Annotated in this window: 22 protein-coding genes and 1 tRNA gene; 13 read left to right on the top strand and 10 right to left on the bottom strand. The window is 61.9% G+C overall.

Going from position 1 to position 23,074, the window contains the following annotated elements; all coding sequences use genetic code 11:
* Positions 1–327 precede the first annotated feature (327 nt).
* The 4 genes from ACJO3T_RS11715 to ACJO3T_RS11730 form a co-directional block, all read right to left on the bottom strand.
* A tRNA-Phe gene (locus tag ACJO3T_RS11715) sits at positions 328–403 on the bottom strand.
* Positions 404–522: 119 nt separating this feature from the next.
* Positions 523–795 carry an oxidative damage protection protein gene (locus tag ACJO3T_RS11720; RefSeq protein WP_406963804.1) on the bottom strand — a complete coding sequence of 91 codons (273 nt, stop codon included), beginning with the start codon at positions 793–795 and terminating at the stop codon, positions 523–525.
* A gap of 63 nt (positions 796–858) precedes the next feature.
* Entirely contained in the window at positions 859–1,923 is a 1,065-nt protein-coding gene (gene mutY / locus ACJO3T_RS11725) for an A/G-specific adenine glycosylase (RefSeq protein ID WP_406978554.1), read from the bottom strand.
* Positions 1,920–4,079 (bottom strand): AsmA family protein, encoded by a 2,160-nt coding sequence (locus ACJO3T_RS11730; protein ID WP_406978555.1) that lies wholly within the window; start codon positions 4,077–4,079, stop codon positions 1,920–1,922. The genes mutY and ACJO3T_RS11730 overlap by 4 nt, the downstream gene beginning before the upstream one ends.
* A 224-nt stretch (positions 4,080–4,303) precedes the next feature.
* Between ACJO3T_RS11730 and ACJO3T_RS11735 the strand changes: the two genes are divergently transcribed.
* The 5 genes from ACJO3T_RS11735 to hisF all read left to right on the top strand — a co-directional run bounded on the left by ACJO3T_RS11735 (position 4,304) and on the right by hisF (position 7,875).
* Positions 4,304–4,765 (top strand): SRPBCC family protein, encoded by a 462-nt coding sequence (locus tag ACJO3T_RS11735; protein WP_406963807.1) that lies wholly within the window; start codon positions 4,304–4,306, stop codon positions 4,763–4,765.
* A 118-nt stretch (positions 4,766–4,883) separates the two neighbouring features.
* The gene (gene hisB, locus ACJO3T_RS11740; protein ID WP_328190300.1) at positions 4,884–5,477 is read left to right on the top strand and encodes an imidazoleglycerol-phosphate dehydratase HisB; all 594 of its coding nucleotides are present in this window, start codon (positions 4,884–4,886) and stop codon (positions 5,475–5,477) included.
* Positions 5,478–5,514: 37 nt separating this feature from the next.
* Complete coding sequence (hisH, locus tag ACJO3T_RS11745; RefSeq protein WP_406978556.1) at positions 5,515–6,153, top strand: imidazole glycerol phosphate synthase subunit HisH; 639 nt, start codon at positions 5,515–5,517, stop codon at positions 6,151–6,153.
* A 197-nt stretch (positions 6,154–6,350) separates the two neighbouring features.
* Positions 6,351–7,091 (top strand): 1-(5-phosphoribosyl)-5-[(5-phosphoribosylamino)methylideneamino]imidazole-4-carboxamide isomerase, encoded by a 741-nt coding sequence (gene hisA / locus ACJO3T_RS11750; protein WP_406963809.1) that lies wholly within the window; start codon positions 6,351–6,353, stop codon positions 7,089–7,091.
* 10 nt (positions 7,092–7,101) lie between these two features.
* Positions 7,102–7,875, top strand: coding sequence for an imidazole glycerol phosphate synthase subunit HisF (gene hisF / locus ACJO3T_RS11755; protein WP_406963810.1), 774 nt, complete (start codon positions 7,102–7,104; stop codon positions 7,873–7,875).
* A 193-nt stretch (positions 7,876–8,068) separates the two neighbouring features.
* Here hisF and ACJO3T_RS11760 read toward each other — a convergent pair whose 3' ends face one another.
* The 4 genes from ACJO3T_RS11760 to gpmI form a co-directional block, all read right to left on the bottom strand.
* A complete protein-coding gene (locus ACJO3T_RS11760) occupies positions 8,069–8,908 on the bottom strand; it encodes a divergent polysaccharide deacetylase family protein (RefSeq protein WP_406978557.1) in 840 nt (279 codons plus the stop codon).
* Positions 8,905–10,257 (bottom strand): S41 family peptidase, encoded by a 1,353-nt coding sequence (locus ACJO3T_RS11765; RefSeq protein WP_406978558.1) that lies wholly within the window; start codon positions 10,255–10,257, stop codon positions 8,905–8,907. Before ACJO3T_RS11765 ends, ACJO3T_RS11760 begins: the two co-directional genes overlap by 4 nt.
* 92 nt (positions 10,258–10,349) lie before the next feature.
* Complete coding sequence (locus tag ACJO3T_RS11770) at positions 10,350–11,471, bottom strand: murein hydrolase activator EnvC family protein (RefSeq protein WP_406978559.1); 1,122 nt, start codon at positions 11,469–11,471, stop codon at positions 10,350–10,352.
* A gap of 80 nt (positions 11,472–11,551) precedes the next feature.
* Positions 11,552–13,105: a 2,3-bisphosphoglycerate-independent phosphoglycerate mutase gene (gene gpmI / locus ACJO3T_RS11775; protein ID WP_406978560.1), complete on the bottom strand. Its 1,554-nt coding sequence runs from the start codon at positions 13,103–13,105 to the stop codon at positions 11,552–11,554.
* 188 nt (positions 13,106–13,293) lie between these two features.
* Between gpmI and ACJO3T_RS11780 the strand changes: the two genes are divergently transcribed.
* From ACJO3T_RS11780 to ACJO3T_RS11815, 8 genes are all read left to right on the top strand, one after another.
* Positions 13,294–13,710, top strand: a complete 417-nt coding sequence (locus ACJO3T_RS11780; RefSeq protein WP_406963815.1) for a rhodanese-like domain-containing protein — start codon at positions 13,294–13,296, stop codon at positions 13,708–13,710.
* 40 nt (positions 13,711–13,750) lie between these two features.
* Positions 13,751–14,272, top strand: coding sequence for a protein-export chaperone SecB (gene secB / locus ACJO3T_RS11785; protein WP_406963816.1), 522 nt, complete (start codon positions 13,751–13,753; stop codon positions 14,270–14,272).
* 231 nt (positions 14,273–14,503) lie between these two features.
* On the top strand, positions 14,504–16,465 hold the full coding sequence (locus ACJO3T_RS11790; RefSeq protein ID WP_406978561.1) for a TonB-dependent receptor plug domain-containing protein: 1,962 nt from the start codon (positions 14,504–14,506) through the stop codon (positions 16,463–16,465).
* 44 nt (positions 16,466–16,509) lie between these two features.
* Positions 16,510–17,640: an HmuY family protein gene (locus ACJO3T_RS11795; RefSeq protein WP_406963818.1), complete on the top strand. Its 1,131-nt coding sequence runs from the start codon at positions 16,510–16,512 to the stop codon at positions 17,638–17,640.
* Positions 17,640–18,722 carry a hemin-degrading factor gene (locus tag ACJO3T_RS11800; RefSeq protein WP_406978562.1) on the top strand — a complete coding sequence of 361 codons (1,083 nt, stop codon included), beginning with the start codon at positions 17,640–17,642 and terminating at the stop codon, positions 18,720–18,722. Before ACJO3T_RS11795 ends, ACJO3T_RS11800 begins: the two co-directional genes overlap by 1 nt.
* Positions 18,713–19,558, top strand: coding sequence for a heme/hemin ABC transporter substrate-binding protein (locus ACJO3T_RS11805; RefSeq protein ID WP_406978563.1), 846 nt, complete (start codon positions 18,713–18,715; stop codon positions 19,556–19,558). The genes ACJO3T_RS11800 and ACJO3T_RS11805 overlap by 10 nt, the downstream gene beginning before the upstream one ends.
* Complete coding sequence (locus ACJO3T_RS11810) at positions 19,548–20,585, top strand: FecCD family ABC transporter permease (RefSeq protein WP_406978564.1); 1,038 nt, start codon at positions 19,548–19,550, stop codon at positions 20,583–20,585. The genes ACJO3T_RS11805 and ACJO3T_RS11810 overlap by 11 nt, the downstream gene beginning before the upstream one ends.
* Positions 20,585–21,409, top strand: coding sequence for a heme ABC transporter ATP-binding protein (locus tag ACJO3T_RS11815; protein ID WP_406963822.1), 825 nt, complete (start codon positions 20,585–20,587; stop codon positions 21,407–21,409). Before ACJO3T_RS11810 ends, ACJO3T_RS11815 begins: the two co-directional genes overlap by 1 nt.
* On the opposite strand, the gene trmL is transcribed toward ACJO3T_RS11815, so the two are convergent.
* Together trmL and ACJO3T_RS11825 are read right to left on the bottom strand one after the other, a co-directional pair.
* Complete coding sequence (gene trmL / locus ACJO3T_RS11820; protein ID WP_406963823.1) at positions 21,367–21,831, bottom strand: tRNA (uridine(34)/cytosine(34)/5-carboxymethylaminomethyluridine(34)-2'-O)-methyltransferase TrmL; 465 nt, start codon at positions 21,829–21,831, stop codon at positions 21,367–21,369. The two genes, ACJO3T_RS11815 and trmL, sit on opposite strands and share 43 nt — an antisense overlap.
* Complete coding sequence (locus ACJO3T_RS11825) at positions 21,831–23,009, bottom strand: acetyl-CoA C-acetyltransferase (protein WP_406963824.1); 1,179 nt, start codon at positions 23,007–23,009, stop codon at positions 21,831–21,833. The genes trmL and ACJO3T_RS11825 overlap by 1 nt, the downstream gene beginning before the upstream one ends.
* Between the last annotated feature and the right edge of the window lie 65 nt (positions 23,010–23,074).

The raw sequence follows: 23,074 nt of genomic DNA on the forward strand, positions 1-23,074 counted from the left end.
AATCGTGAACAGTTAATTGCACAATGTCGCGGTGTTCTCAAATCAAAGTTCACTCCATATTCCTTCAGGTCTACTGACCTTTACACTCGGTTGTCTCCGCATTTGCCGTCTGAGCTGAAGAGACGAATTCAGGAATGGAACCTTTCAGAAACTGATCCACAGCCAATGGGCATATACGATGACGAGGAAACTGTTTCAATCAGGAGGGAGTTGCTAGATCGGCTAGCAAAATTGGAGCGAAAATGGATGTTCCTGTAGTTCGGTGGACGTTTGGTGGACACCAGAAACAACAAAGCCCGCACGAGGCGGGCTAAGTCATTGAATTATTGGTGCCCGGAGGCGGAATCGAACCACCGACACGGGGATTTTCAATCCCCTGCTCTACCGACTGAGCTATCCGGGCTTTGCTGCACTCACCGTGCAACGGGGCGCTATTAAACCGGTTTAGGATGGTTGAGTCAAGGCCGTCGGTCAAAAAATTCCAGGGCGCTTTTCCTGTGGCTAAACCTTGATCAGCAAGCGTTATTTTTCCGGTGGCACGTAGCCTTCGGCCTTGTCGAAGGGCTCGTTGTTGAAGAAGCGGTCCATCTGCGCCTGCAGGTACTTGCGGGTGTTCGGGTCCATCAGGCTCAGGTGCTTCTCGTTGATGAGCATGGTCTGCTGGGCCTGCCATTCCTCCCAGGCCTGTTTGGAGATGTTCTCGTAGATGTCCTGGCCCTTGGCGCCGGGCATGGGCGGAAACTGGAGGCCTTCCATTTCTTTCTGGTACTTGCGGCAGAATACGGTGCGGCTCATGAGGGCTCCTGTGATTGCCTTGGTTAAGGTGCCTGAATGTCTGATCCGGGGGATGATAACAGATCAGAGCAAGGTGGCCTGTTCCGGTGTAGTGAGCAGGCTGCGGATAGGGGCGGGCAGCCCGAGTTCGAGCGCTTCTTCCCGGTGGATCCAGCGATGGTCGGCCATATCCCGGGCCTGACTGGATGGCGTTACCTGTAACCTGGCCGGCTGGATGTGCAGGTGGTAATGGCTGAAGGTGTGGCGGAAGCCGCTGATCAGGTCCGGCGCGCTGCAGTCGAGCCCGAACTGGCGCTCGCAGGCGTCCTGCAGTTCGTCGGGGCCGTAGGCCGGGTCCAGTTCCGGCAGGCTCCAGAGGCCGCCCCAGATGCCGCTGGGTGGGCGGCGTTCCAGCAGGATGCGACCGCTATGGTCTTCCAGGATAACCATCCAGGTGGTCTTCTCCGGTTTCTCCTTTTTGGGTTTGCGGCCCGGGTAAAGGTGGATCTCGCCATTGGCATAGGCCATACAGCCTTCACTCACCGGACAATGCTCGCAATCCGGTCGGCTACGGGTACAGACCAGGGCGCCCAGGTCCATGATGGCCTGGGTATAGTCTCGTGGCCGGGTGTCCGGTGTATGGTCCTCGGCACGCTGCCACAAGGCGTTCAGTGTAGCGGTCTGTCCGGGCCAGCCGGGAGTGGCGTGGTAGCGGGCCAGCACCCGTTTGACGTTACCGTCGAGAATTACCGCCCGCTGGTTCCAGGCCTGGGCGATAATTGCGGCGGCGGTGGAGCGGCCAATGCCGGGCAGGGCTTCCAGGGCCTCCTGGTCCCGGGGGAACTCGCCATCATGGTCCTCCACCACCTGGATGGCTGCCTTCTGCAGGTTGCGGGCGCGGGCGTAGTAGCCCAGGCCGGACCAGTGCCCGAGCACGTCATCCACCGGCGCCTCCGCCAGGTCCCGTACCGTTGGGAAGCGTTCCATAAAAGCCTGGAAGTAGGGGATGACGGTGGTCACCTGGGTCTGCTGGAGCATGATCTCCGAGACCCAGACCCGGTAAGCGTTACGATCCTGGTGCCAGGGCAGGGCGTGCCTGCCATGCTGGTCGTACCAGCGCAGCAGGCGGTCGGCGAAATGATCACTCATCGATTGAACAGACCCTCCAGGGCGTCCTTGACCTTGCCGCCGGTTTCCTCACCGAGCTTTTCGTTGATCCTCTCGCTGATCTCGTCCTCTGCCTTGGACCGGGCGGCATTGGCGGCCATGTCCTTCAGGGTATCCCGGAAGCGTGAGCCGTCGAAGGAGCACATGCCGGCCGGGTCCTCCTGGAAGTTGCCACGGCACTCTACCGGAATGACCACGTTCTCCACGTACTCGGTGACCCGGCAGGCCTCATCACGGTGGATTTCGCCCACGATGCGAAGACCGGCCTCATAGTCGATCTCCGATGCGGCCATGTCCACCTCGCCGTTACCTTCCAGTCGCATGCCGGCCAGGGCCGCCACCAGGCTGGTGTTGTTCAGGATGTTGCCATTGATGTCCAGCTCACCGCGCATGTCGTTGAATGGGGTGGTTTTGCCCCAGTCCGTGGTGGTGAGTTGTTCCTGGTTTGCCAGTGCGATGCCGGTGCAGGCCATGCGTGTCAGGTTCATGCGGGTGAACTGGCCCTCGGCGAGGTTGAATGTCACTTTGCCATCGGCGTTCTGACGCAGGGCGGAAATCCGGTTGCCGTTGGTGTTCGCATTGATGTTGATGTTGGCGGCACCGGCCAGCATGTCCATTTCCGCCAGATCCTGCAGCAGCGGCTGGGTTTTTACGCCGGTCACGTCAGCGCGCAGGGTCCAGTTGGGGTTATCGGTGCGGGCATCAATGCCGATGTTGGACTGGAAGCCGCCTTCGTAGAGTTTGCCGCTGAAGTTGCTCAGCCCAAGCTGTCCTCCCGAGGCATCAATCGCGGTCTGGATATCGGTGATGGTCAGGTTGCTGATGATCAGTTCACCAAGGCCCAGGTCAATGTCCAGCTCCAGTCCGCGAATCGTGTCCAGGGGCAGCAGGTCGCTTTCGCTGCCGCCGGATGCAGGCGCGGAGCCGCCAGTCGTGGCCTGGTTGCCATCACCGCCTTCCGCCGGTGGTGGCAGGTAGCGGTCGGCGTTGAGGGCGTCGCCGTCCAGTTGGAACGCCAGGGCGCCGGATTCGATGTTGTAGCGGGCACCGCCGGTAAATGTGGTGTCATCCAGGATCATCTTCAGTTCCGACAGCTCTGCGACGCCGGCCGGACCGCTGAGTTTGGTGCTGAATGCCAGCCGGTTCAACACATCCGGATCGGTGGTTTCAATGTCCCCCGCACCCAGGGTGTTGAGCAGTTCCCGCAGGGAGAATTCCGCCACCGCCAGATCACCGGTGACCTTAGGCGTCGCGCCAAACCCTTCCACATCCAGGTTGGTGGTGAGTTCCAGGTTAGCCAGGGTCGCCCGGAAGTCCTCAAGGCTGGCGGTCTCATTCTCCAGGTTGGCACCGGCGTTGCCGGTGATGCGGGCTTGCAGTGTGCGGTCGCCGAACGGCTCGCCGGACAGGCCGAACTTTGCATCCAGGCCGCTGACGGAAAACTGGTCCAGGGCCTCATTGGCGGTGATGCGCATGGTTATGTCGCCGTTGACGCCCATATCCGGCTGGGTGGTGTTCACCAGGAAGCCGACTTCCAGTGGGAACTCGGACCCCAGGGCGATCTGACTGGCGAGTACACGGAAATCCTGCAGCACGATGGTCTGGCCTGTGCCCAGGTCCTCATATTGCACGCTGGCATTGGTAATCTGGACTTCCTCCACCGCGAAGGTCAGTGGGTCCCCGGAGCCTTCGGTGTCGGCGGTGGCTTCCGGTGCTGTCTGCTCCGTTTCATCGGTTGCGGTCGCTTCGCCCTCCGGCATGATCCGGGTCCAGTTGCCGTTCCCGTTCTCGTCCACCACCAGTCGTGCATCCAGGCCATCCAGCACAAACCTCTGCACCTGCGGAGACATGGAGATCAGTGACCAGAGGTCCAGTTCAGCAACAAGCTGCTGCAGGGCCACGAAACGCTCACCTTCCAGGGAAGCCTCCACTTCGTTTACCTCCAGCCCCAACGGGAACAGGGACCAGTCGATATCGCCGGACAGGTCCAGGTCCAGGTTGGTCCTGTTCTCCACCAGCCGTTCAATCTGCGGCTTGTAGGTGTTCGGATCGATAACGAACATGGCCACCGCAATGGCGATAACAGCCAGCACGATCAGACCGACTATGGCCAGAACAATGTAGCGTACAGCTTTCATGGTGGGAGGATCCTTTCTGGGTGACTTCCAATGGGTTGAGGGCCGTGCGACCGGCTCTCCTTTCAAGCCTAACGCACAGATTACAAAATAAAAGCGCCCCAAGTATGACAAAATGGCAGGGTTTCGCCACAATAGGCAGTTTACTGGCGCAACAAACCTGGCCGGATACCAGTACTCCGTCAATATCACCTAAACGGGGCGCTGTATAACTTGAGGAGACAGGCGTGGCTTTTACCGTATCCATAGAGTTGAACCGCGAGATTGAGCTGGCCGCTTCCTACGATGAGGCCTTTGAGTTGTTGTCTGATGTGCCCCGTTCCGTCAGCTATTTCCCCAAGATCGACCAACTGGTGGACCTGGGCGACAACACCTACCGGTGGGAGATGGAGAAGATCGGCATCGACAAGTACTCCATCCAGACCGCCTATGCCTGCAAGTACCGGTCGGACAAGGACTCCGGCAAGATCACCTGGGAACCAGTAAAGGGCGTGGGTAATGGTGTGGTCCGGGGCAGTTGGACACTGACCGCCATTGATGACAACCGCACCCGGGCACGCTTCCAGACCTCGGCGGAGTTGACGCTGCCGCTGCCCGGGCTGCTCAAGCTGGCCATCAGCCCGGTGGTCAAGCACGAATTCAACGGACTGGTGGATACCTACATGAACAACCTGAAGAAGGCGTCCTGAATCCCCGGTCTGATGTGAAGCTATTGCCACAATAGCGGTGAAAGCAGGACGCAGGCGCCGCGAGAAGGTATAATTGGCGCCTGATTCATTGCCAGTTTTGTAAAACTCCGGAGTTCCCATGGCCGATCGCAAGGCACGGGTAGAGCGTAATACCCTTGAAACCCAGATTACCGTCGAGATCGACCTGGACGGTACCGGCAAATCCAGCTTTGATACTGGCGTGCCTTTCCTGGAACACATGATGGACCAGATCGCCCGTCATGGCCTGGTTGACCTGACCATCAAGTCCACCGGCGATCTCCATATCGACGATCACCACACCGTGGAAGACATCGGCATCACCCTGGGCCAGGCCTTCAAACAGGCCGTGGGCGACAAGAAGGGCATCCGCCGCTACGGCCACGCCTACGTGCCCCTGGACGAAGCCCTGTCACGGGTCGTCATCGACCTGTCCGGCCGTCCCGGGCTGCTGATGGACGTGCCCTACACCCGTGCCTCGGTAGGCGGCTTTGACGTCGACCTGTTCGCGGAGTTCTTTCAGGGCTTCGTCAACCACTCCATGGTTACGCTGCACATCGACAACCTGAAGGGCAAGAACACGCATCACCAGATTGAAACCGTGTTCAAGGCCTTCGGCCGTGCCCTGCGAATGGCTATTGAAATGGATGAACGGATGGCCGGTATCACACCGTCCACCAAAGGGTCGCTGTAAACCGCCCCGGACACTTTTTCAGGACTGTTCCCCGATCATGAATACCGTTGCCATTATTGACTACGGCATGGGCAACCTCCATTCCGCCCGCAAGGCCGTGGAGCACGTTGCCCCGGACGCCACCGTACTGGTCACCGACAACGCCGACCGGATCCGCGAGGCAGACCGCGTCATCCTGCCCGGCGTCGGCGCTATCCGTGACTGCATGGCGGAAATCCGCCGCCTGGGCGTGGATACACTGGTGCGCGAAGTCTCTGCGGACCGTCCGTTTCTCGGCATCTGCGTCGGCATGCAGGCCATCATGTCCCGCAGCGAGGAAAACGGCGGCGTCGATTGCATCAACCTGTTCGACTCCCAGGTGCGCTTTTTCGGTGAAAACCTCACTGAGAATGGTGAACGCCTGAAAGTACCCCACATGGGCTGGAACCAGGTCTGGCAGACCCAGGATCACCCACTGTGGCACGGTATTGATGACGGCGACCGTTTCTACTTTGTCCACAGCTACTATGTCGAATCCACCGGCAACCACGATATTGCCGGCCGCACCCACTACGGTGTCGACCTGGCGGCGGCGGTGGCGAGAGATAACATTTTTGCGGCGCAGTTCCACCCGGAAAAAAGTGCACGGGCGGGGCTGCAGCTTTTGAAGAACTTTACCAACTGGTCCGGAAACTGATCCGATCACCAGGCGGGCACTGCCCAAGGTAGTGATCTGGTGGGTGGGAACCCTTTCCGGGACCTTCAAAAACATGGACGTTTTTGAAGAGCCTACAGGGATGTATTCACGGCGTGTCCCGAAAAGGGTTCCCACCTGCCAGAGCACGGGCGGCGAGCCCCAAGGCCAATTGGCCAAAGCCAAAGGACACACAACCGATGCTGATAATCCCCGCGATTGACCTGAAAGACGGCAAATGCGTTCGCCTGAAACAGGGCCGGATGGACGAATCCACCCAATACGGTGACGACCCGGTCGACATGGCCACCCGCTGGGTGGAAGCCGGTGCCCGCCGCCTGCACCTGGTCGACCTCAATGGCGCCTTCGCCGGCGAACCCGTTAACGGTGAGATCGTCCGTGCCATCGCCAAACGTTATCCGGACCTGCCCATCCAGATCGGCGGCGGCATCCGCTCCGCGGAAACCATCGAAGCTTACCTCAAGGCCGGCGTACAGTGGGTCATCATTGGCACCAAAGCCGTCAAGGAGCCCGGGTTCGTTACCGACATGTGCAAACGGTTTCCCGGCCACATCATCGTCGGCCTTGATGCCAAGGACGGCCGCGTGGCCACCGACGGCTGGGCCGAAGTCTCCGAAGTCATGGCCACCGACCTGGCTAAACGCTTTGCCAACGACGGCGTCGACGCCATCGTCTACACCGACATCAGCCGCGACGGCATGATGCAGGGCGTCAACGTCGAAGCCACCGCCGCACTGGCGGAAGAGGGCGGCATCCCCGTCATCGCCTCCGGCGGCGTTACCAACATGGACGACCTCAAACGCCTGGCCACCGTCGCCGACAAAGGCATCCTGGGGGCCATCACCGGTCGCGCCATCTACGAAGGCACCCTCGACGTCACCGAAGCCCAGGCCTATTGCGACAGCCTGGGAACTGTCTGAGGAGATCGACATGGCACTGGCAAAACGCATCATCCCCTGCCTGGACGTGGACAAGGGCCGCGTGGTCAAAGGCGTCAACTTCGTGGATATCCGCGATGCCGGCGACCCGGTGGAGGTAGCCCGCAAATACAACGAGCAGGGCGCCGACGAAATCACCTTCCTGGACATCACCGCCAGCCACGAAAGCCGCGACACTACCTACGAAACCGTGGAACGCATGGCGGCGGAAGTCTTCATTCCCCTGACCGTGGGCGGCGGCGTACGCACCGTCGACGACATCCGCAAACTGCTCAATGCCGGTGCCGACAAGGTCTCCATCAACACCGCTGCGGTCTTCAACCCCGAGTTTGTCAGGGAAGCCGCCGAGCGCTTCGGGAGCCAGTGCATCGTTGTCGCCATCGACGCCAAGCGGGTCAGTGACGAAGGTGAAGAACCACGCTGGGAAATCTTCACCCACGGCGGCCGTAAGCCCACCGGCCTGGATGCCGTGGAATGGGCCCGCAAGATGGTCGCCATGGGCGCTGGGGAGCTGCTGCTCACCAGCATGGACCGGGACGGTACCAAGATCGGCTTCGACATCGGCCTGACCCGGGCCATCAGCGATGCCGTCGTGGTGCCGGTGATTGCCTCCGGTGGGGTGGGCGAACTACAGCACCTGGCGGATGGCGTCACCAAGGGCGGAGCTGATGCCGTGCTGGCGGCCTCCATCTTCCATTTCGGCCAGCACACCATTCCCGAGGCCAAGGCCTTTATGAAGGGGCAGGGGATCGAAGTCCGGGAATAGTTCGTAACTTGCCTGATAGGCATGGTGCATGCCTCGCCAGATTGAAGGGTTTTCCGGGACACGCCGTAAATCCATCCCTGGAGGCTCTTCAAAAACGTCCCTGTTTTTGAAGGTCCCGGAAAACCCTTCAACCTGGCGGGGCCAAGGATATGCAGATGCCTTAAGCTGCCTTGGCTTAAACCTAGATCAATCCTTACTCTGGCTGTCTCGCCACTGCGGGAGCGATCTCCGGCTTTTGCTCTTCCGCAAACATCCGCCGATTCCCGTTCCGAATAGCCCACACAGCACTGACCGTGGCCACAGCGATACCCTGTTCATCAAGCGTGGGCAGGACCTTTTCCAGATAGTCGACGGTGACAGTGTGGGGATGGCCTATGGCGATGGCGGTGCCGTTCTCCCGGGCTTTCCGGATCAGTAGCTGGAACTGCTGGTGAACAAACTCTTCAGTCTGCTCATGGTCCAGGAAGACATCGCGGGTGAGGGTGGGAACGTCGTTTTCCGCCGCCGTCCGGCCCGCTATCGTTGAGGCAATGGTGCGGCTGTCCACGAAGTACAGCGGGTGGTCGCGGAGTTCCTCCATGACCCAGGTCATAGGCCCAGGGAGCTGGGTCAGCAGGCTGCCCATGTGGTTATTGACGCCTTTTGCATAGGGGACGGCCCGCAGCGACTGGCGGAGAGTGGCAGTGATGGTGGGCCGGTCCATGTCGGCGGTCAGGCCGCCGGCACCCAGGCCAATATGCCGGGTGTTGTCCATGGGGGCGTGCAGCATCACTTCCTTGTGGTGCCGATGGGCGCTGGTGGCCAGTTCCCGGGTATGACGACGATAGGGCAGGAAAGCCAGGGTCAGGGGCTGCTCCAACCGGATCAGCCGTTTGCCCTCAACGGCATTGGCCCCCATGTCGTCGATGATAATGGCAATGGTGGGCTGAACCCCTTCATCCGCACGGGCGGGAAGGGTGGGCTCGTCGCCCCAGGTGGCCAGGGGGAAAGCCGCGAGCAGTGCCAGCGTGGCTGCGATGGCGCCCGGTTTCACTCCTGGCTGGCTCCCTTCCTGCTGAGGATCCCCATGCCCTTGAGCAGGTTCAGGGCTGAGCGAAGTTGATAATCCCGGTCGATTTCCGAGTTGCTCGGGGCGTTACGGTCTTCCGGCTTGATATCCCCTTCGCCGTTTTTCAGATGCCCGCTCAGGCTGGCCTCGCTGAAGAAGGGGCCACCTTCCAGCTCGGTCAGGGTGGCCGGACGCACGGTAATGTCCGGTTCGATACCCCGGGCCTGGATAGAGCGACCATCCGGGGTAAAGTAGCGGGCGGTGGTCATCTTGATGGCGTGGGTCTCATCCAGCGGGATAACAGTCTGCACCGAGCCTTTGCCGAAGGAACGGGTGCCCATAACGACCGCGCGCTCATGGTCCTGCAGGGCCCCGGCCAGGATCTCGGAGGCGGAAGCGGAGCCGCCGTTGATCAGTACCACAACCGGGGTGCCGTTGGAGACATCTCCGGGTTGGGCGTTGAACCGCAGCCGGGAGCTCTGGATACGACCCTCGGTGTAGACGATCAGTCCTTCATCCAGCAGTGCGTCGGAGGTGGCCACGGCCGCCTGAAGAATGCCGCCCGGGTTGTTGCGCACGTCGATAATCAGGCCGTCGAGGTTGCCGTCGTTCTCCGACATGAGTGTCTCAATGGCATTGATGAACTGGTCGCCGGTTTCGTCCTGGAACTGGGTGATGCGTATATAGCCATAGCCGGGCTCCAGCGTACGGGACTTGATGCTGGTGACCTTGATAACGGCCCGCTCCACGTCAATCTCGATGGGGGCGCTCTCGCCGTCCCGCATGATGGTCAGGGTCAGCGTGGTGCCGGGTTCGCCCCGCATGCGGGTTACCGCGTCCTGCAGTGTCATGCCCTTCACCGGCTCGTCGCCCAGCTTGATGATCAGGTCGCCGGCCTGGACGCCGGCCTTCTGGGCGGGGGTGTCGTCGATGGGTGCGATCACTTTCACGAAGCCGTCTTCCATGCCGACCTCAATGCCCAGGCCGCCGAATTCGCCGGTGGTGGTTTCCTCCAGCTCGGTGTAGGCCTCGGGCTCCAGGTAGGCGGAGTGGGGGTCCAGCCCGGAAAGCATGCCCTTGATGGCATTTTCCAGGAGCTCCTTATCGGAAACGTCCTCAACGTAGGCATCCTTGATACGACTGAACACTTCCGTGAATTTGCGCAGGTCATCCAGGGGCAGGGCCCCTTCCTCGCTACCCATGGTGTCAGCGTGCGGCGAGACTGCCTCCGCAGGCTGCGATTCCTGGGCCGTGGCGGTTACACCGTAGAGGCAGGTGGCTGCCAGTAAACCGCCAAGGAGTGTGGTTTTACAGCTATGGATAACCGGTTTCATTCAGTGTCCCTGTTCGGATTCATGGATACGGCTGTCAGTATGGCGTCCCCGGTTCCTTTTGTCAGCCATGGCTGGGACGGGGGCTCCTGGAATTACTGGCGCTCCAGCCAGCGCATCGGGTTCTGTGGCTTACCGTTGTGACGCAGTTCAAAGTACACCGCCGGGTCCTGGGTGCCTCCGGTGCGACCGGCCAGGGCAATGGTCTCCCCGGCCCGCACCCAGTCCCCGGGGCTGGCCAGCAGGCTGGAGCTATGGCCGTACAGGGTCATGTAGCCCTCGCCATGGTCGACAATGGTGAGCATGCCAAAACCCCGCAGCCAGTTGGAGAAGACCACGCGACCGTAATGGACCGAGCGTACTTCCGCCTCTTCTTCAGTGTTCAGCAGGATGCCATTGCGACGCAGGTGCCCCTGGGCCATGGAGCCGCCGAAGGCTGCCACCAGGCGCCCCTGGGCCGGCCAGTCCAGCTTACCCTGGCGCTGGTTGAAGGGTTCGGTCTCGGTGGGGGAGGGAATGCTGGCAATGGCTTCTTCCACCTCCCGCAACAGCTTTTCCAGCCGGTTCCGGTCGGCTTCCAGGGTGCTGCGCTCGTCCTTGCGCTCGCTGATGTCCTGTTTGAGCGCCACCAGGGCCTGTTCCCGGTTGGCCTTCTGTGTTTGCAGGGATTGCTGTCGCTCACTGACCTGCTCCTCCAGCCGGATCACCTCGGCCTGGGCCTGCAGCTTTTGCTGGCGGGTGGCCTGTAGTTCGGTCAGGGTCTCGTTGAAGGTTTCCAGGCGCTGGAGGTTGTCGCCGCTGAGGTATTCGTAGTAGGTCATGGTGCGGGCGATCTCTTCCGGATCGGCCTCGTTGAGCAGGACCTTGATGGCTGGGGCTTTGCCCTCCATCCAGGCGCCCCGGAGCTGTCGCTTCAGGGCGGAGCGTTGCTCCCGCAGGCTCTGATCCAGTTCCTTTTCCTCACTCTCAAGCTGTTCCAGTTCCCGGGCCTGTTGCCGGCGTTGCTCCTGCAGTTCCCGGCGTTCGCGGGTCAGGCGGCTGATTTCCCGTTCGGCATTTGCCAGGGTCTGTTCCAGTTCGCTGCGGTCTTCCTCGGCGTCGGCCAGCCACTCGTCGATCTCCGCGATCTCTTCCTTCAGGGCTTCAACCTGAGCAGGAGTGACCTGGTCCTGACCATGGCCCATGCTGCCGGCAGTCAGCAGAAACGCAACAAGCATCAGCCGGAGTTGTCCGGTGGCGCTTGTCAGCGGGCGATGTCCGGCGTTCCTGGCCATGGGGTGTCGCATCGGTGTGCCGGTCAGTCCTGGTTGAGGGTGACCAGGCTGTGGCCGGTCATGTCTCCGGGTTGCTCCAGGCCCATCATTGCGAGCAGGGAGGGCGCCACATCACTAAGGCTGCCGTCGTCCTTCAGGCTGACCTTGCGATGGCCGACATACACCAGCGGCACCGGGCCGGTGGTGTGGGCGGTATGGACCTGGCCGGAGGCGGGGTCGGTCATCTGCTCGCAGTTGCCGTGGTCGGCGGTGATCAGGGCCTCGCCCCCGACCTCGTCCAGGGCATCGGCGATACGGGCGATGCACCGGTCGACGCATTCGGCGGCCTTGATGGCGGCGTCCAGCTTACCGGTATGGCCCACCATGTCGCCGTTGGCGTAGTTGCATACCACCAGGTCGTATTTGCCGCTGCGAATGGCTTCCACCAGCTTGTCGGTCACCTCAGGGGCGCTCATTTCCGGCTGCAGGTCGTAGGTGGCCACCTTGGGGGAGGGCACCAGGATGCGATCCTCGCCCTCGAAAGGTGTTTCCAGGCCGCCGTTGAAGAAGAAGGTGACATGGGCGTACTTCTCGGTTTCGGCAATGCGGAGCTGGGTCTTGCCCAGGTTGGCCACATGCTCGCCCAGACCGTTCTTGAGCTGTTCCGGCGGATAGGCGCAGGAGGTCCTGATGTCGGCGGCGTACTCCGTGAGCATCACGAAATCCGACAGCTTCGGGTGCTTGCGGCGCTGGAAACCGTCGAAATCATCCTCCACGAAGGTGCGGGTCATCTCCCGGGCACGGTCGGCGCGGAAGTTCATGAACAGTACCGCGTCGCCGTCGTTGATGGTGGCGTCCGGCTCGTCATCGCCCTGGATACGGGTGGCCTTGACGAACTCGTCGTTCTCGCCGCGCTCGTAGGCTTCGTCGATGGCGGTCAGCGGGTCCGGCGCGGTGAACTCCGCGTCGCCCAGGGTCAGCAGGTTGTAGGCCTGTTCGACACGGTCCCAGCGATTGTCCCGGTCCATGGCGAAGTAACGACCGACAATGGAGGCGACACGGCCGACGCCCAGGGCCTTCATCTTGTTGGCGGCCTTCTCCAGGGACGGGCGGGCACTGCGGGGCGGCATGTCACGACCGTCCAGGAAGGCGTGGATGTAGACCCGAGTGGCGCCCTTTTGCGCCGCCAGTTCGGCGGCGGCCAGGATGTGATCTTCGTGGGCATGGACGCCGCCCGGGGACATCAGCCCCATGAGATGGACCGCGCCACCGTTGGTGACCGCCTTGTCGATGGCGGCCAGGAGCGCCGGGTTCTCATTGAAGGTGCCGTCTTCCAGGTCCTTGTCGATGCGTGTCAGGCTCTGGTAAACCACCCGGCCGGCACCGAGGTTCATATGGCCGACTTCCGAGTTGCCCATCTGCCCCTGGGGCAGCCCAACGAACATCCCTGAGGTGTTGATCAGCGTCTTGGGAAATTCCGCCCAGGCCTTGTCCCAGAACGGGGTGTCGGCCTTGCTGATGGCGTTGTCTTCAGCCGGGTCACGATGGCCCCAGCCGTCCAGTATGATCAGTGCCGTCGTCTTGCGAGTGCTGGTCATTACGCTTTCCGGTGTGGTTGTGGGTGCGCTGGTGCATCTCGGGCCCGTGGCAGGCCGGCATCAGCGTCGCCTGAGAATTTGAAGCTGAATTCTAACCCGAATAGGGTGTGACGGGCTATGGAAGCTGCCTTCTGTCGCCGGCGGAGGGTGTGTATAATCCGCCCAAATTATTACTTCGGGACAGGTTCATGGAACGGTTGTTTGAGTTCGTCGTAAATCACTACATTCTGGTATCCATCTTTGTGGCCCTGCTGCTGGCGCTGTTTTTCCTGGAAAGCCGTCGTGGTGGCAAGAAGGTGTCGGCGCAGGAAGCTGTGAACCTGATCAACCGGGATGAGGCCGTGGTGGTGGACATTCGGGATCGTAAGGAATTCAATGAAGGGCGCATTACCGGCTCCATCCATATCCCGCTCAACGCCATCAAGGAGCGAGCCTCGGAATTGAAGAAACACCAGGACAAGACGGTGATCGTGGTGGACAAGATGGGGCAGCATGCCGCCATGGCGGTGAAGCAGCTCAATGGCGAGGGCTACACCAATGTGGTTCGTCTGAACGGCGGTATCGGTGACTGGAAGGCCTCGAACCTTCCCCTGGTAAAGAAATAAGAATATCGACTGACACACTGAACGCAAATAAGGAAAGATCATGGCTGAGAACAATCAGCAGGCTGCCGGCGGCGGCGATAACGCAAACCAGAACCAGCCCCAGTTTGCGCTGCAACGTATTTACGTAAAGGACCTGTCGTTCGAATCCCCGAACGCCCCGGACATGTTCCAGCAGCAGTGGAAACCGTCCGTCAACATGGACCTGAACACCTCCCACAAGAAGGTCAGCGACACCCAGTACGAAGTGGTGCTGTCCATCACCATCACTGCCAAGGTGGACGAGAAGGTCGCTTACATCGTGGAAATCCAGCAGGCAGGGGTGTTCCTGCTCAACGGCTTCCCGGAGCAGCAGGTACCGCCGATGCTGGGCGCGTACTGCCCGAACCTGTTGTTCCCCTACGCCCGGGAAACCATCGACAACATCGTCACCAAGGGTAGCTTCCCGGCCCTGATGCTGGCGCCGGTGAACTTCGACGCCATCTTCGCCCAGGCGGTGAAGCGCAAGCAGCAGGAGCAGGAACAGCAGGGTGCGGAAGCCCCGGAAGGTCAGCAGACGCACTGACGTCGACCTCGATACTCTCCTGAATCACGCAACCGGCTTCGGCCGGTTTTTTTGTGTCTGTTTGCCAAGCCACGGCCCGCCCTGCATCACCATTCAGTTCATCCGAACTATCTTGCCGACCAGATTTTTTCATTTAAACGATAATAAAAATACAAATCGTTGTATTTAAAATTGACATATGAGAATTGTTGAATGAGAATCGTTATCGTTTTTGTCGAACGGAGACGGTAAGTGTTCAATCAAACAAGTCGAAGTGTGCTGGCGATTGCGCTTCTCGGTTCCCTGGCGTGCGAGGTGACGGCGGAGAAGCGCTACCTGGACGAGATAGTGGTGACCGGGACTCGTAGCGAGCGGACCGTTCTGGAGACCCCGGTCCGTACCGAGGTAGTGACGTCGGAGGAAATCAGGAAGACCCACGCCCGGGACCTGCGGGAGGCCTTGCTCAATGTTGCCGGGTTGCAGTTGAAGGAAGTGCATGGCAAATCCGGCTATGAGGTGTGGCTGCAGGGTTTTACCGCGGACCAGACCCTGGTGCTGGTGGACGGCATGCCGCTGAATGCCACCACCGGTTCATCCGTGGATGTCAGCCAGTTGTCCGTCCTGGAGATTGACCGGATCGAGATTGTGAAGGGCGCTGTGTCCGCCCAGTACGGCAGCTCCGGCATGGGCGGCGTGGTCAATGTCATTACCCGGCCCATTGAGCCGGGCTGGAAAGCGTCCCTGGACGCCGATACGGGATCCTATGGCTCCGACAACCCCTCCGGCGAGCGTTACGATCCGTCCCGCTACAACGCCTCCGCCATGGGGGAAACCGGAAACGGGACCTGGGGGCTGAGAATAGCGGGCGAGACGCGCCATACCTATGGCATCGACCCGGAACCGGAGACCTGGACACGCCCCGGCAACGAAATCACCCGCGACGACATCCATGCCCGGTTGCAGTGGACACCGGGAGATAACCATCGGGTCACCCTGGAGGGACAGAAATTCACTGAAACCTCCATTGCCCGCTTCATGAGCACAGGCCAGCGCAATGGCAAAGATGAGGATGTGGACCGCTGGCGGGTGTCGCTGGCCGGCGACCATAACCTGGCGGGGTCGCTGGAGGGAAGCTGGTTCGCGGTCCATGAGGACCTGACCGACGACACCATCAAATACACCCCCAGCGCCTATTACGACGATCGTGATGCCAGCATGACCCTGTCCCAGGTTTCCGGGGAACTGGGAACCTGGCTGGGTGACAGCCAGCGGCTGCAGGGGGGGGTGGATGTACGCCGGGACACCCTGGAACAGCTCAAGGATGGCGCCGCGGAAGTGGATGGTGAGCGGGAAAGCTACGAACTCTGGGGACAGCATACCTGGATGTCGACGGACAGCCTGGAGGTGGTGACCGGCATCCGTGGCCAGAATGATTCGGACTTCGGCAATCATGTTGCTCCCAAGATCAATGCCCGATTCGATGTCGGAGACGGTATCGGCTGGGACGGTTTCGTACGCGCCGGAGTGGGGGCCGGATACCGGGTTCCCAATCTGAAGGAGCGTTTCTATGTCTTCGATCACAGTCAATTGGGGTATGTGGTGTACGGCAATCCCGATGTGCAGGCGGAGGAGAGTGTCAGTTACCAGTTGGGGCTGGGCGTCCACCGCGACAAGCGGCTCTGGGTGGAGGGCAACGCTTTCTTCAATGACATCGATGACCTGATTGCCACCGAGTATACGGGCACGGACAACGGCGTGGCGGTCTACAGCTACGCCAACGTCAACGAGGCCCGGACCTGGGGGCTCGAAACCACGGCGGGCTGGGAGTTTGCGGAAGGCTGGAGCCTGACCGCCGGCTATACCTGGATGCAGACTGAAGACCAGGCCACGGGCCTGGACCTGAATCGTCGCCCTGAACATCAGGCCAACCTCGCCCTGGACGGGCAGGCCTGGATAGACGGCCTTTCCTGGCTGGCGCGGGTTCGCGGGCAAAGCTCCGAATACGTTGATGCGGGGCTGGACATGGAATCGCCCGGCTATACCACCGTCGACATGAAACTCAATTATCTCGCGTCCGACTGGCTGAGTTTGTATGGCGGTGTCGACAACGTCACCGATGTTCAGCGGGACTTTGATAACGCGAGTGAAGACTTCAGACCCGTTGGCGGCCGTTATGTCTATCTCGGCTTTTCCGTGGACTTTGAAGGGCTCTGAAAGCCCGACCTCCCCACTATTCAACAGAGAGAAAGGAACCTGTCATGAAAAAGTTCAAGCATAACGTCTGGCTGATGCCGGTAACGTTCGCGCTGGCAGCCTGTGGTGGCAGCGGTGGTAGCAGCAACGACATTGACGACGATTCGGAAACGCCGGAAGCGGCGAGCTACGAGGAACAGGTGATTGATGCCCAGACCAGCGGCACCTACACCTACCTGAATCTTGACACCGGAGAGACAGTGGCGGAGAGCGGGGAGTGGCATATGGCATTCAGCCGCACCAACATCCAGCTCAATGGTGGAGGTTCCGGCAGTGGCAATGTCGCCGGGGCGCTTGCGGTGGCGCAGGATGACTTTTACACGGCGGCCGGTGAACCCGACGTCAATGTGTTCCTGAATGCCACGGCCAGTTCGGAGCTGGAGCACCTGGCGGACAGTTTTCCCGAGCCCGATGAATGGCAGCCGGATGCAGCCACCACGGCCTTTGGCAGCGACTGGTACATCTATGACTTTACCACCCATATCATCAGCCCGAACCCGGACAATGGCTGGCTGGTGCGTTCAGGTGAAGGTAACAGCTATGCCCGGGTCAGGGTGACCGGCCTGGACTACTCGGCGGATCCCATCACCTTCCGGATTGACCTGACAGTACAGGCGGCGGATACCACCCAGTTGACCACCGACCAGACATTCAGCGGTACTATCCCGGCGTCCGGCGGTGAAGCCTGCTATGACTTCGATATCGATCAGGCCATCCCCTGCACGGGTACAACCTGGGATCTGAAACTCGATCTGCAGCCCCGTGCCCTGTCGCTGGTCAGTAACAGCGGCCCGAACGGAGACGGGGACGGCGCCGTCCTCGGACCGGTGGCATGGAGCGATCTCTCCACCTACACCAGCGCGACCACCGACACCAGTGGCACGTCCCTTGAGCGGGCCTATACGCCGGACCAGACCGCCGGCATTTTCTCCGACAGCAGCTGGTATGCCTATAACCTTGAGGGAGCTCACAAGCTCTGGCCCAACTATCGCGTGTACCTGGTGAATACCGACACCACCGGTGACACATCGACGGTGTACGCCGTCCAGGTTATCAACTACTACGGCGAGGACGGTAACAGCGGGCAGCCGGTTATCCGCTGGAAAGCGGTGACGCTGAGCGGAGGTGAGAACTGATGGGCGCCGTGATAACCGAAAGGGGCAACCGGGGCCTTCGTGAACGTTGGCAGACCCTTCTCGCAGATAACCCTGGCATGCGTATCCGTCAGGCGGCGGACCAGTTGGGCGTCAGCGAAATGGATCTGGTTCGCCTGCGCCCGTCACAAGAACTGGCCCCACTGACGCCGGATTTCTCCGGGCTGATGCAGGAGATGACATCCGTCGGGCCCGTCATGATCCTGGCCCGTAATGATCAGGTGGTGCACGAGGTTACTGCAACCTTCGGCGATTTCACGGTCGGTGGTTCCGGGACCATGGGGCTGGCGGTTGGTGACATTGATGTCCGGGTATTCTTCGGCCAGTGGGCCCATGGCTTCCACGTGCGTGAGCAGGTGCGTTCGGGCAATCGGGAAAGCCTGCAGTTCTTCGACCGCCATGGTGTGGCGATCCAGAAGATCTACCGGGTGGATGATACCGATGGTGACGCCTGGAACGCACTGGTGGAAAGGTACCGTGCTCCCGCATTTCCGCCGGTGGAGGATTGCGGTCCGCGCCCGCCACTCCAGCGTGCGAATGCGGACGCACTGGACGTGAAGGCGCTTCAGGATGACTGGGCAGCGCTCAAGGACGTGCACCATTTCAACGCCATGCTGAAGCGCCATGGAGTGGACCGGCTGACAGCGCTGGAACAGGTGGGGAGTCAGTGGGTCACCCGGCTGCCTGCCAGTCCAGGGGATGAGACCTCGCCCCTGGATGTGCTGCTGGAAAACGCCCGTATCAGTGGCTGCCCGCTCATGTTCTTCGTGGGTAACCCCGGCATTGTCCAGATCCATACCGGCCGCGTGGACAACCCCAGGCGCATGGGGCCCTGGATGAATGTGCTGGACAAGGGCTTCAACCTGCACGCCAACACCTCGGGGATGACAGACTGGTTCGTGGTGCGCAAGCCAACCGCTGACGGCGTGGTCACCTCGCTGGAAGCCTACAATGGCAGCGGTTATATCGTGCTCACCGTGTTTGGCGAGCGCAAACCCGGGCAGCCGGAACTGCCCCTCTGGCGTGAGGAAATCCGGAAGCTGGAGGACTCCCTATGCGTTTGACCGTTGTCGTAGCCATGGTTGCGCTTGTCCTGCCAGTGAACGGGCTGGCGGAAGAACACCGGGTGGTCAGTGCGGACGGTGCCATCACCGAGATCATCTACGCCATTGGTGCGGAGGATCAATTGGTGGCCGTGGACACCACCAGCCGGTACCCGGCTGCCGTGGGTGAACTCCCCAAGGTTGGTTACCTGCGGGCCCTGCCGTTCGAGGGCGTACTGGCGATGAGTCCGGATGTACTGATTACCACGGATGAGGCGGCACCGGACGAGACCCTGGACCGCCTGAGCCAGGCTGGTGTCACCATCCACCAACTGCCGGTGGCCCGCACACTGGAGGCCACCGCCGAGCGGATTCGCGGTGTTGGCGACGTGATGGGCAAACGGCAATCCGCCGACCAACTGGCCCGTGACATGGAACAGAAGGTGGCCGCCGTGATTGAGGCCCGGGCCGGCGCGCCCACACCCAGGGTGTTGTTCCTGCTGGCGGCGGGCTCGCATGGTGTCATGGTCGCCGGCGACAACACCGCGGCCCAGGCCATGCTTGACGCCCTGGGGGCGGAGAACGCCGTTGAAGGCATTGAGGGTTTCAAGCCGGCGGGCCGTGAGGCATTACTGGCAACCCGCCCCGACGCCATCGTGATCGCGGAAACCCGGCCGGGCCAGTTCGACATTGCGGACTGGCCGGAGCTGGGATCGCTGCCCGCATGGCAGCAGGGGCACCATGTGGCTGCCGACAGCATGCTGTTGCTGGGCTTCGGCCCCCGCCTGGCGGAGGCGCTGGCCACCATCAGCAAGGCGCTGCCTGCGGAGGCGAAAGTCAGTCAGCATGATTCGTGACGAAGCAGGTCGGCTGGCCCCCGGGATCGCGCTGACCGGCCTGGCGGCGGCCGCGCTGACTATCGCCTGGCTGTCGCTGACCACCGGCGCCTATCCCCTGTCACTGGGGGATATTCTCTCAGTCATCGCCGGCCCCGGCGAAGCGGATCAGGTGTCGCGTCTGGTGCTGGTGGATGTGCGAATGCCCCGTTTCCTGCTGGGCTTCCTGGTAGGGGCGGTGCTGGCGGTTTCCGGAGCCGTCCTCCAGGGGCTGTTTCGCAACCCCCTGGCCGATCCGGGCCTGATCGGTGTATCGGCGGGGGCCTCCCTGGCGGCCATCGGCGTTATCGTGCTGGGTGGCACCTGGCTCGGTGGCTGGGCCGCCCTGGCCGGGAACTGGGCGCTGCCCATCGCCGCTTTTGCCGGGGGCAGCGGCACCGTCTTCCTGGCCTGGCGGATTGCCCGCCGGGCCGGTGAAACCTCCGTGGCGACCCTGCTGCTGGCGGGTATTGCCATCAACGCCATTGCCGGCGCCGGCACTGGGCTGCTGACCTTTTACTCCAGCGACGAAGAACTGCGCTCGCTCACCTTCTGGACCATGGGCAGCCTGGGCCATGCCACCTGGGAAGACCTTCTGGTCGCCGGGCCGTGGCTATTGTTGGCGCTGGTGGCGGCCCCGTTCCTGGCAAGGCCACTGGATGCCTTCCTGCTGGGCGAGCAGGTGGTGGGCCACCTGGGCTACCGGACCGACTGGATCAAGCGCGGCGCCATCCTGGTGACAGGGCTGGGCGTAGGGGCCGCTGTCGCCGTCAGTGGCCTGATCGGCTTTGTGGGGCTGGTGGTGCCACACCTGGTGCGTCAGGTACAGGGTGCCAGCCACAAGACACTGTTGCCCCTCAGCGCGTTGCTTGGGGGTACCCTCCTGGTGGGCGCTGATTGTCTGGCGCGGGTCATCGTGGCCCCGGCAGAACTTCCCATCGGGCTGATGATGTCGCTGATTGGCGGTCCCTTCTTCCTTGCCCTGCTGATAAAACGGAGAATGATCTGATGAGCCTGCGGGTGGAAGGAGTTTCCGTGGAGATCGCTGGCCGTGCCGTGGTGCGGGAGGTGAGCCTTGGGGTGGATAACGGGGAGCTTGTGATCCTGCTGGGGCCCAACGGTGCCGGCAAGTCGACCCTGCTGAGTGTCCTGGCGGGGGAGCGGGAGGTGGCCAGGGGGCGTATCGAGATCGCGGGCCAGCCGATGCGGGACTGGCGCCCGGCACAGTTGGCCAGGCACCGGGCGGTCATGCCCCAGCGTGTCGACGTGAACTTCCCGCTGACGGTGGAAGACGTGCTGATGCTGGGGCGCCCTCCCGAACCGCAGGCGCAATCCGCCCCCATCATCAAGGACCTGCTGCAACGGCTGGATATTGCCCATCTACGGCACCGGCGGGTACCGGGCCTGTCCGGGGGGGAGCAGCAACGCGTACAACTGGCGCGGGTTCTGGCCCAGATCTGGGACAGTCCCGGCCCGGTGGTCCTGCTGCTGGATGAGTGTACCTCCGCGCTGGACCCCAACCATCAGCAACAGGTATTCGGCCTGCTGAAGCGCCTGTCCCGGGAGCGGAACTTCGCCATCCTGGCGGTGGTCCACGACCTCAACCTGGCGGCCCGTTACGGCGACCGGTTGCTGTTACTCCGGGATGGCGCCACCCACTGCGACGATATCCCCGAGCGGGCGTTGACGGCACGGAACCTGAGGGAGGTATACGACCTGAAGGCCCGCATTATGATGCTGCCGGAAGGTTTTCCGATGGTGGTGCCCACGGACGATTTCGCCGTGGAGCGTCAGACCGCCCCTTCAAATGCCAGTTGCCGCCAGGCTTCGTAGAGCACCACGGCGGCGGAATTGGACAGGTTCAGGCTTCGGCTGTGGGGGAGCATGGGGATGCGCAGTCGCCGGTCCGGCGCAAGCCCGTTTCGCACATTGTCAGGCAGTCCCCGGGTCTCCGGGCCAAACATCAGGTAGTCCCCGGCCTGGAAGCTCACCTCATAGTAGGGGTGGCTGCCCTTGGTGGTCAGGCCGAACAGCCGTTGCGGCTGCTCGGCCTCCAGGAAGGCCTGATAGCTGGCGTGGACCGTCACGCTGGCGTACTCACTGTAATCCAGCCCGGCCCGCCGCATCTGCTTGTCCTCAAGGGTGAAACCCAGGGGCTCGATCAGGTGCAGCCGGCAGCCGGTGTTGGCGCAGAGCCGGATGATATTGCCCGTGTTGGGCGGAATCTCCGGCTCGTAGAGAACAATGTGGAACATTAACGCTCGACGGCGAGCGCCACGCCCATGCCGCCACCGATGCAGAGGGTGGCCAGGCCTTTCTTGGCGTCACGGCGCTGCATCTCGTGCAGCAAGGTGACCAGGATACGGCAGCCGGAGGCACCGATGGGATGACCCAGGGCGATGGCGCCACCGTTCACATTCACCTTGCCGGTATCCCAGCCCAGGTCCCTGTTGACGGAGATGGCCTGGGCGGCAAAGGCTTCGTTGGCTTCCACCAGATCCAGGTCGTCCACGGTCCAGCCGGCACGCTGCAGGCAGCGCTGGCTGGCGGGAATCGGACCGGTGCCCATGATGCTCGGGTCCACGCCGGCGTTGGCATAGCCCTTGATCACCGCCAGCGGTGTCAGGCCCAGTTCCTTCGCCTTGGCGGCGCTGCACACCAGCACGGCAGCGGCACCGTCATTCAGGGAGGAGGCGTTACCGGCGGTCACGGTGCCGTCTTTCTTGAAGGCGGGTTTGAGCTTGCTCAGGCCTTCGGCGGTGGTGCCATCACGGGGGCCTTCGTCCTTGTCCACCACAATCGGGTCACCCTTGCGCTGGGGGATGGTGATGGGGACGATCTGGCCGTCAAAATAGCCAGCGGCGCGGGCTGCGGCTGCTTTCTGCTGGGAGGCAGCCGCAAACTCGTCCTGTTCCTCACGACTGATGCCGTACTTTTCCACGATGTTCTCGGCGGTCACGCCCATGTGGTAGTCGTTGAAGGCGTCCATCAGGCCATCATTGACCATGGTATCAATCATGGTCCAGTTACCCATGCGCTGGCCGTTGCGGCTGTTGGGCACCACGTGGGGCGACTGGCTCATGCTCTCCTGGCCGCCGGCGAGGATCATGTCGGCGTCGCCACACTGGATGGCCTGCACGGCCATGTGCACGGCCTTGAGGCCGGAGCCGCAGACCTTGTTGATGGTCATGCCCGGAACGGAAGCGGGAATGCCGGCGTTGATGGCGGCCTGGCGGGCCGGGTTCTGGCCGCAGCCAGCGGTGAGGACCTGGCCGAGGATAACCTCGTTGATCTGGTCAGCGGCGACGCCGGTTTCTTCCAGCAGGGCCTTGATCACGGCGGTGCCGAGCTGGTCGGCCTTCAGGCTGGCGAGGGAACCACCAAAGGTTCCGATGGCGGTGCGTTTGGCCGCTGCGATGACTACATCTTGCATGTTGGGGGTCTCCGGTTTTTTTAAGTTCCCCCCATCGTATGCTGACCTTGGGGGGCGCGGTACCC

The organism is Marinobacter shunpengi (assembly GCF_045449715.1).
Lineage (GTDB): Bacteria > Pseudomonadota > Gammaproteobacteria > Pseudomonadales > Oleiphilaceae > Marinobacter.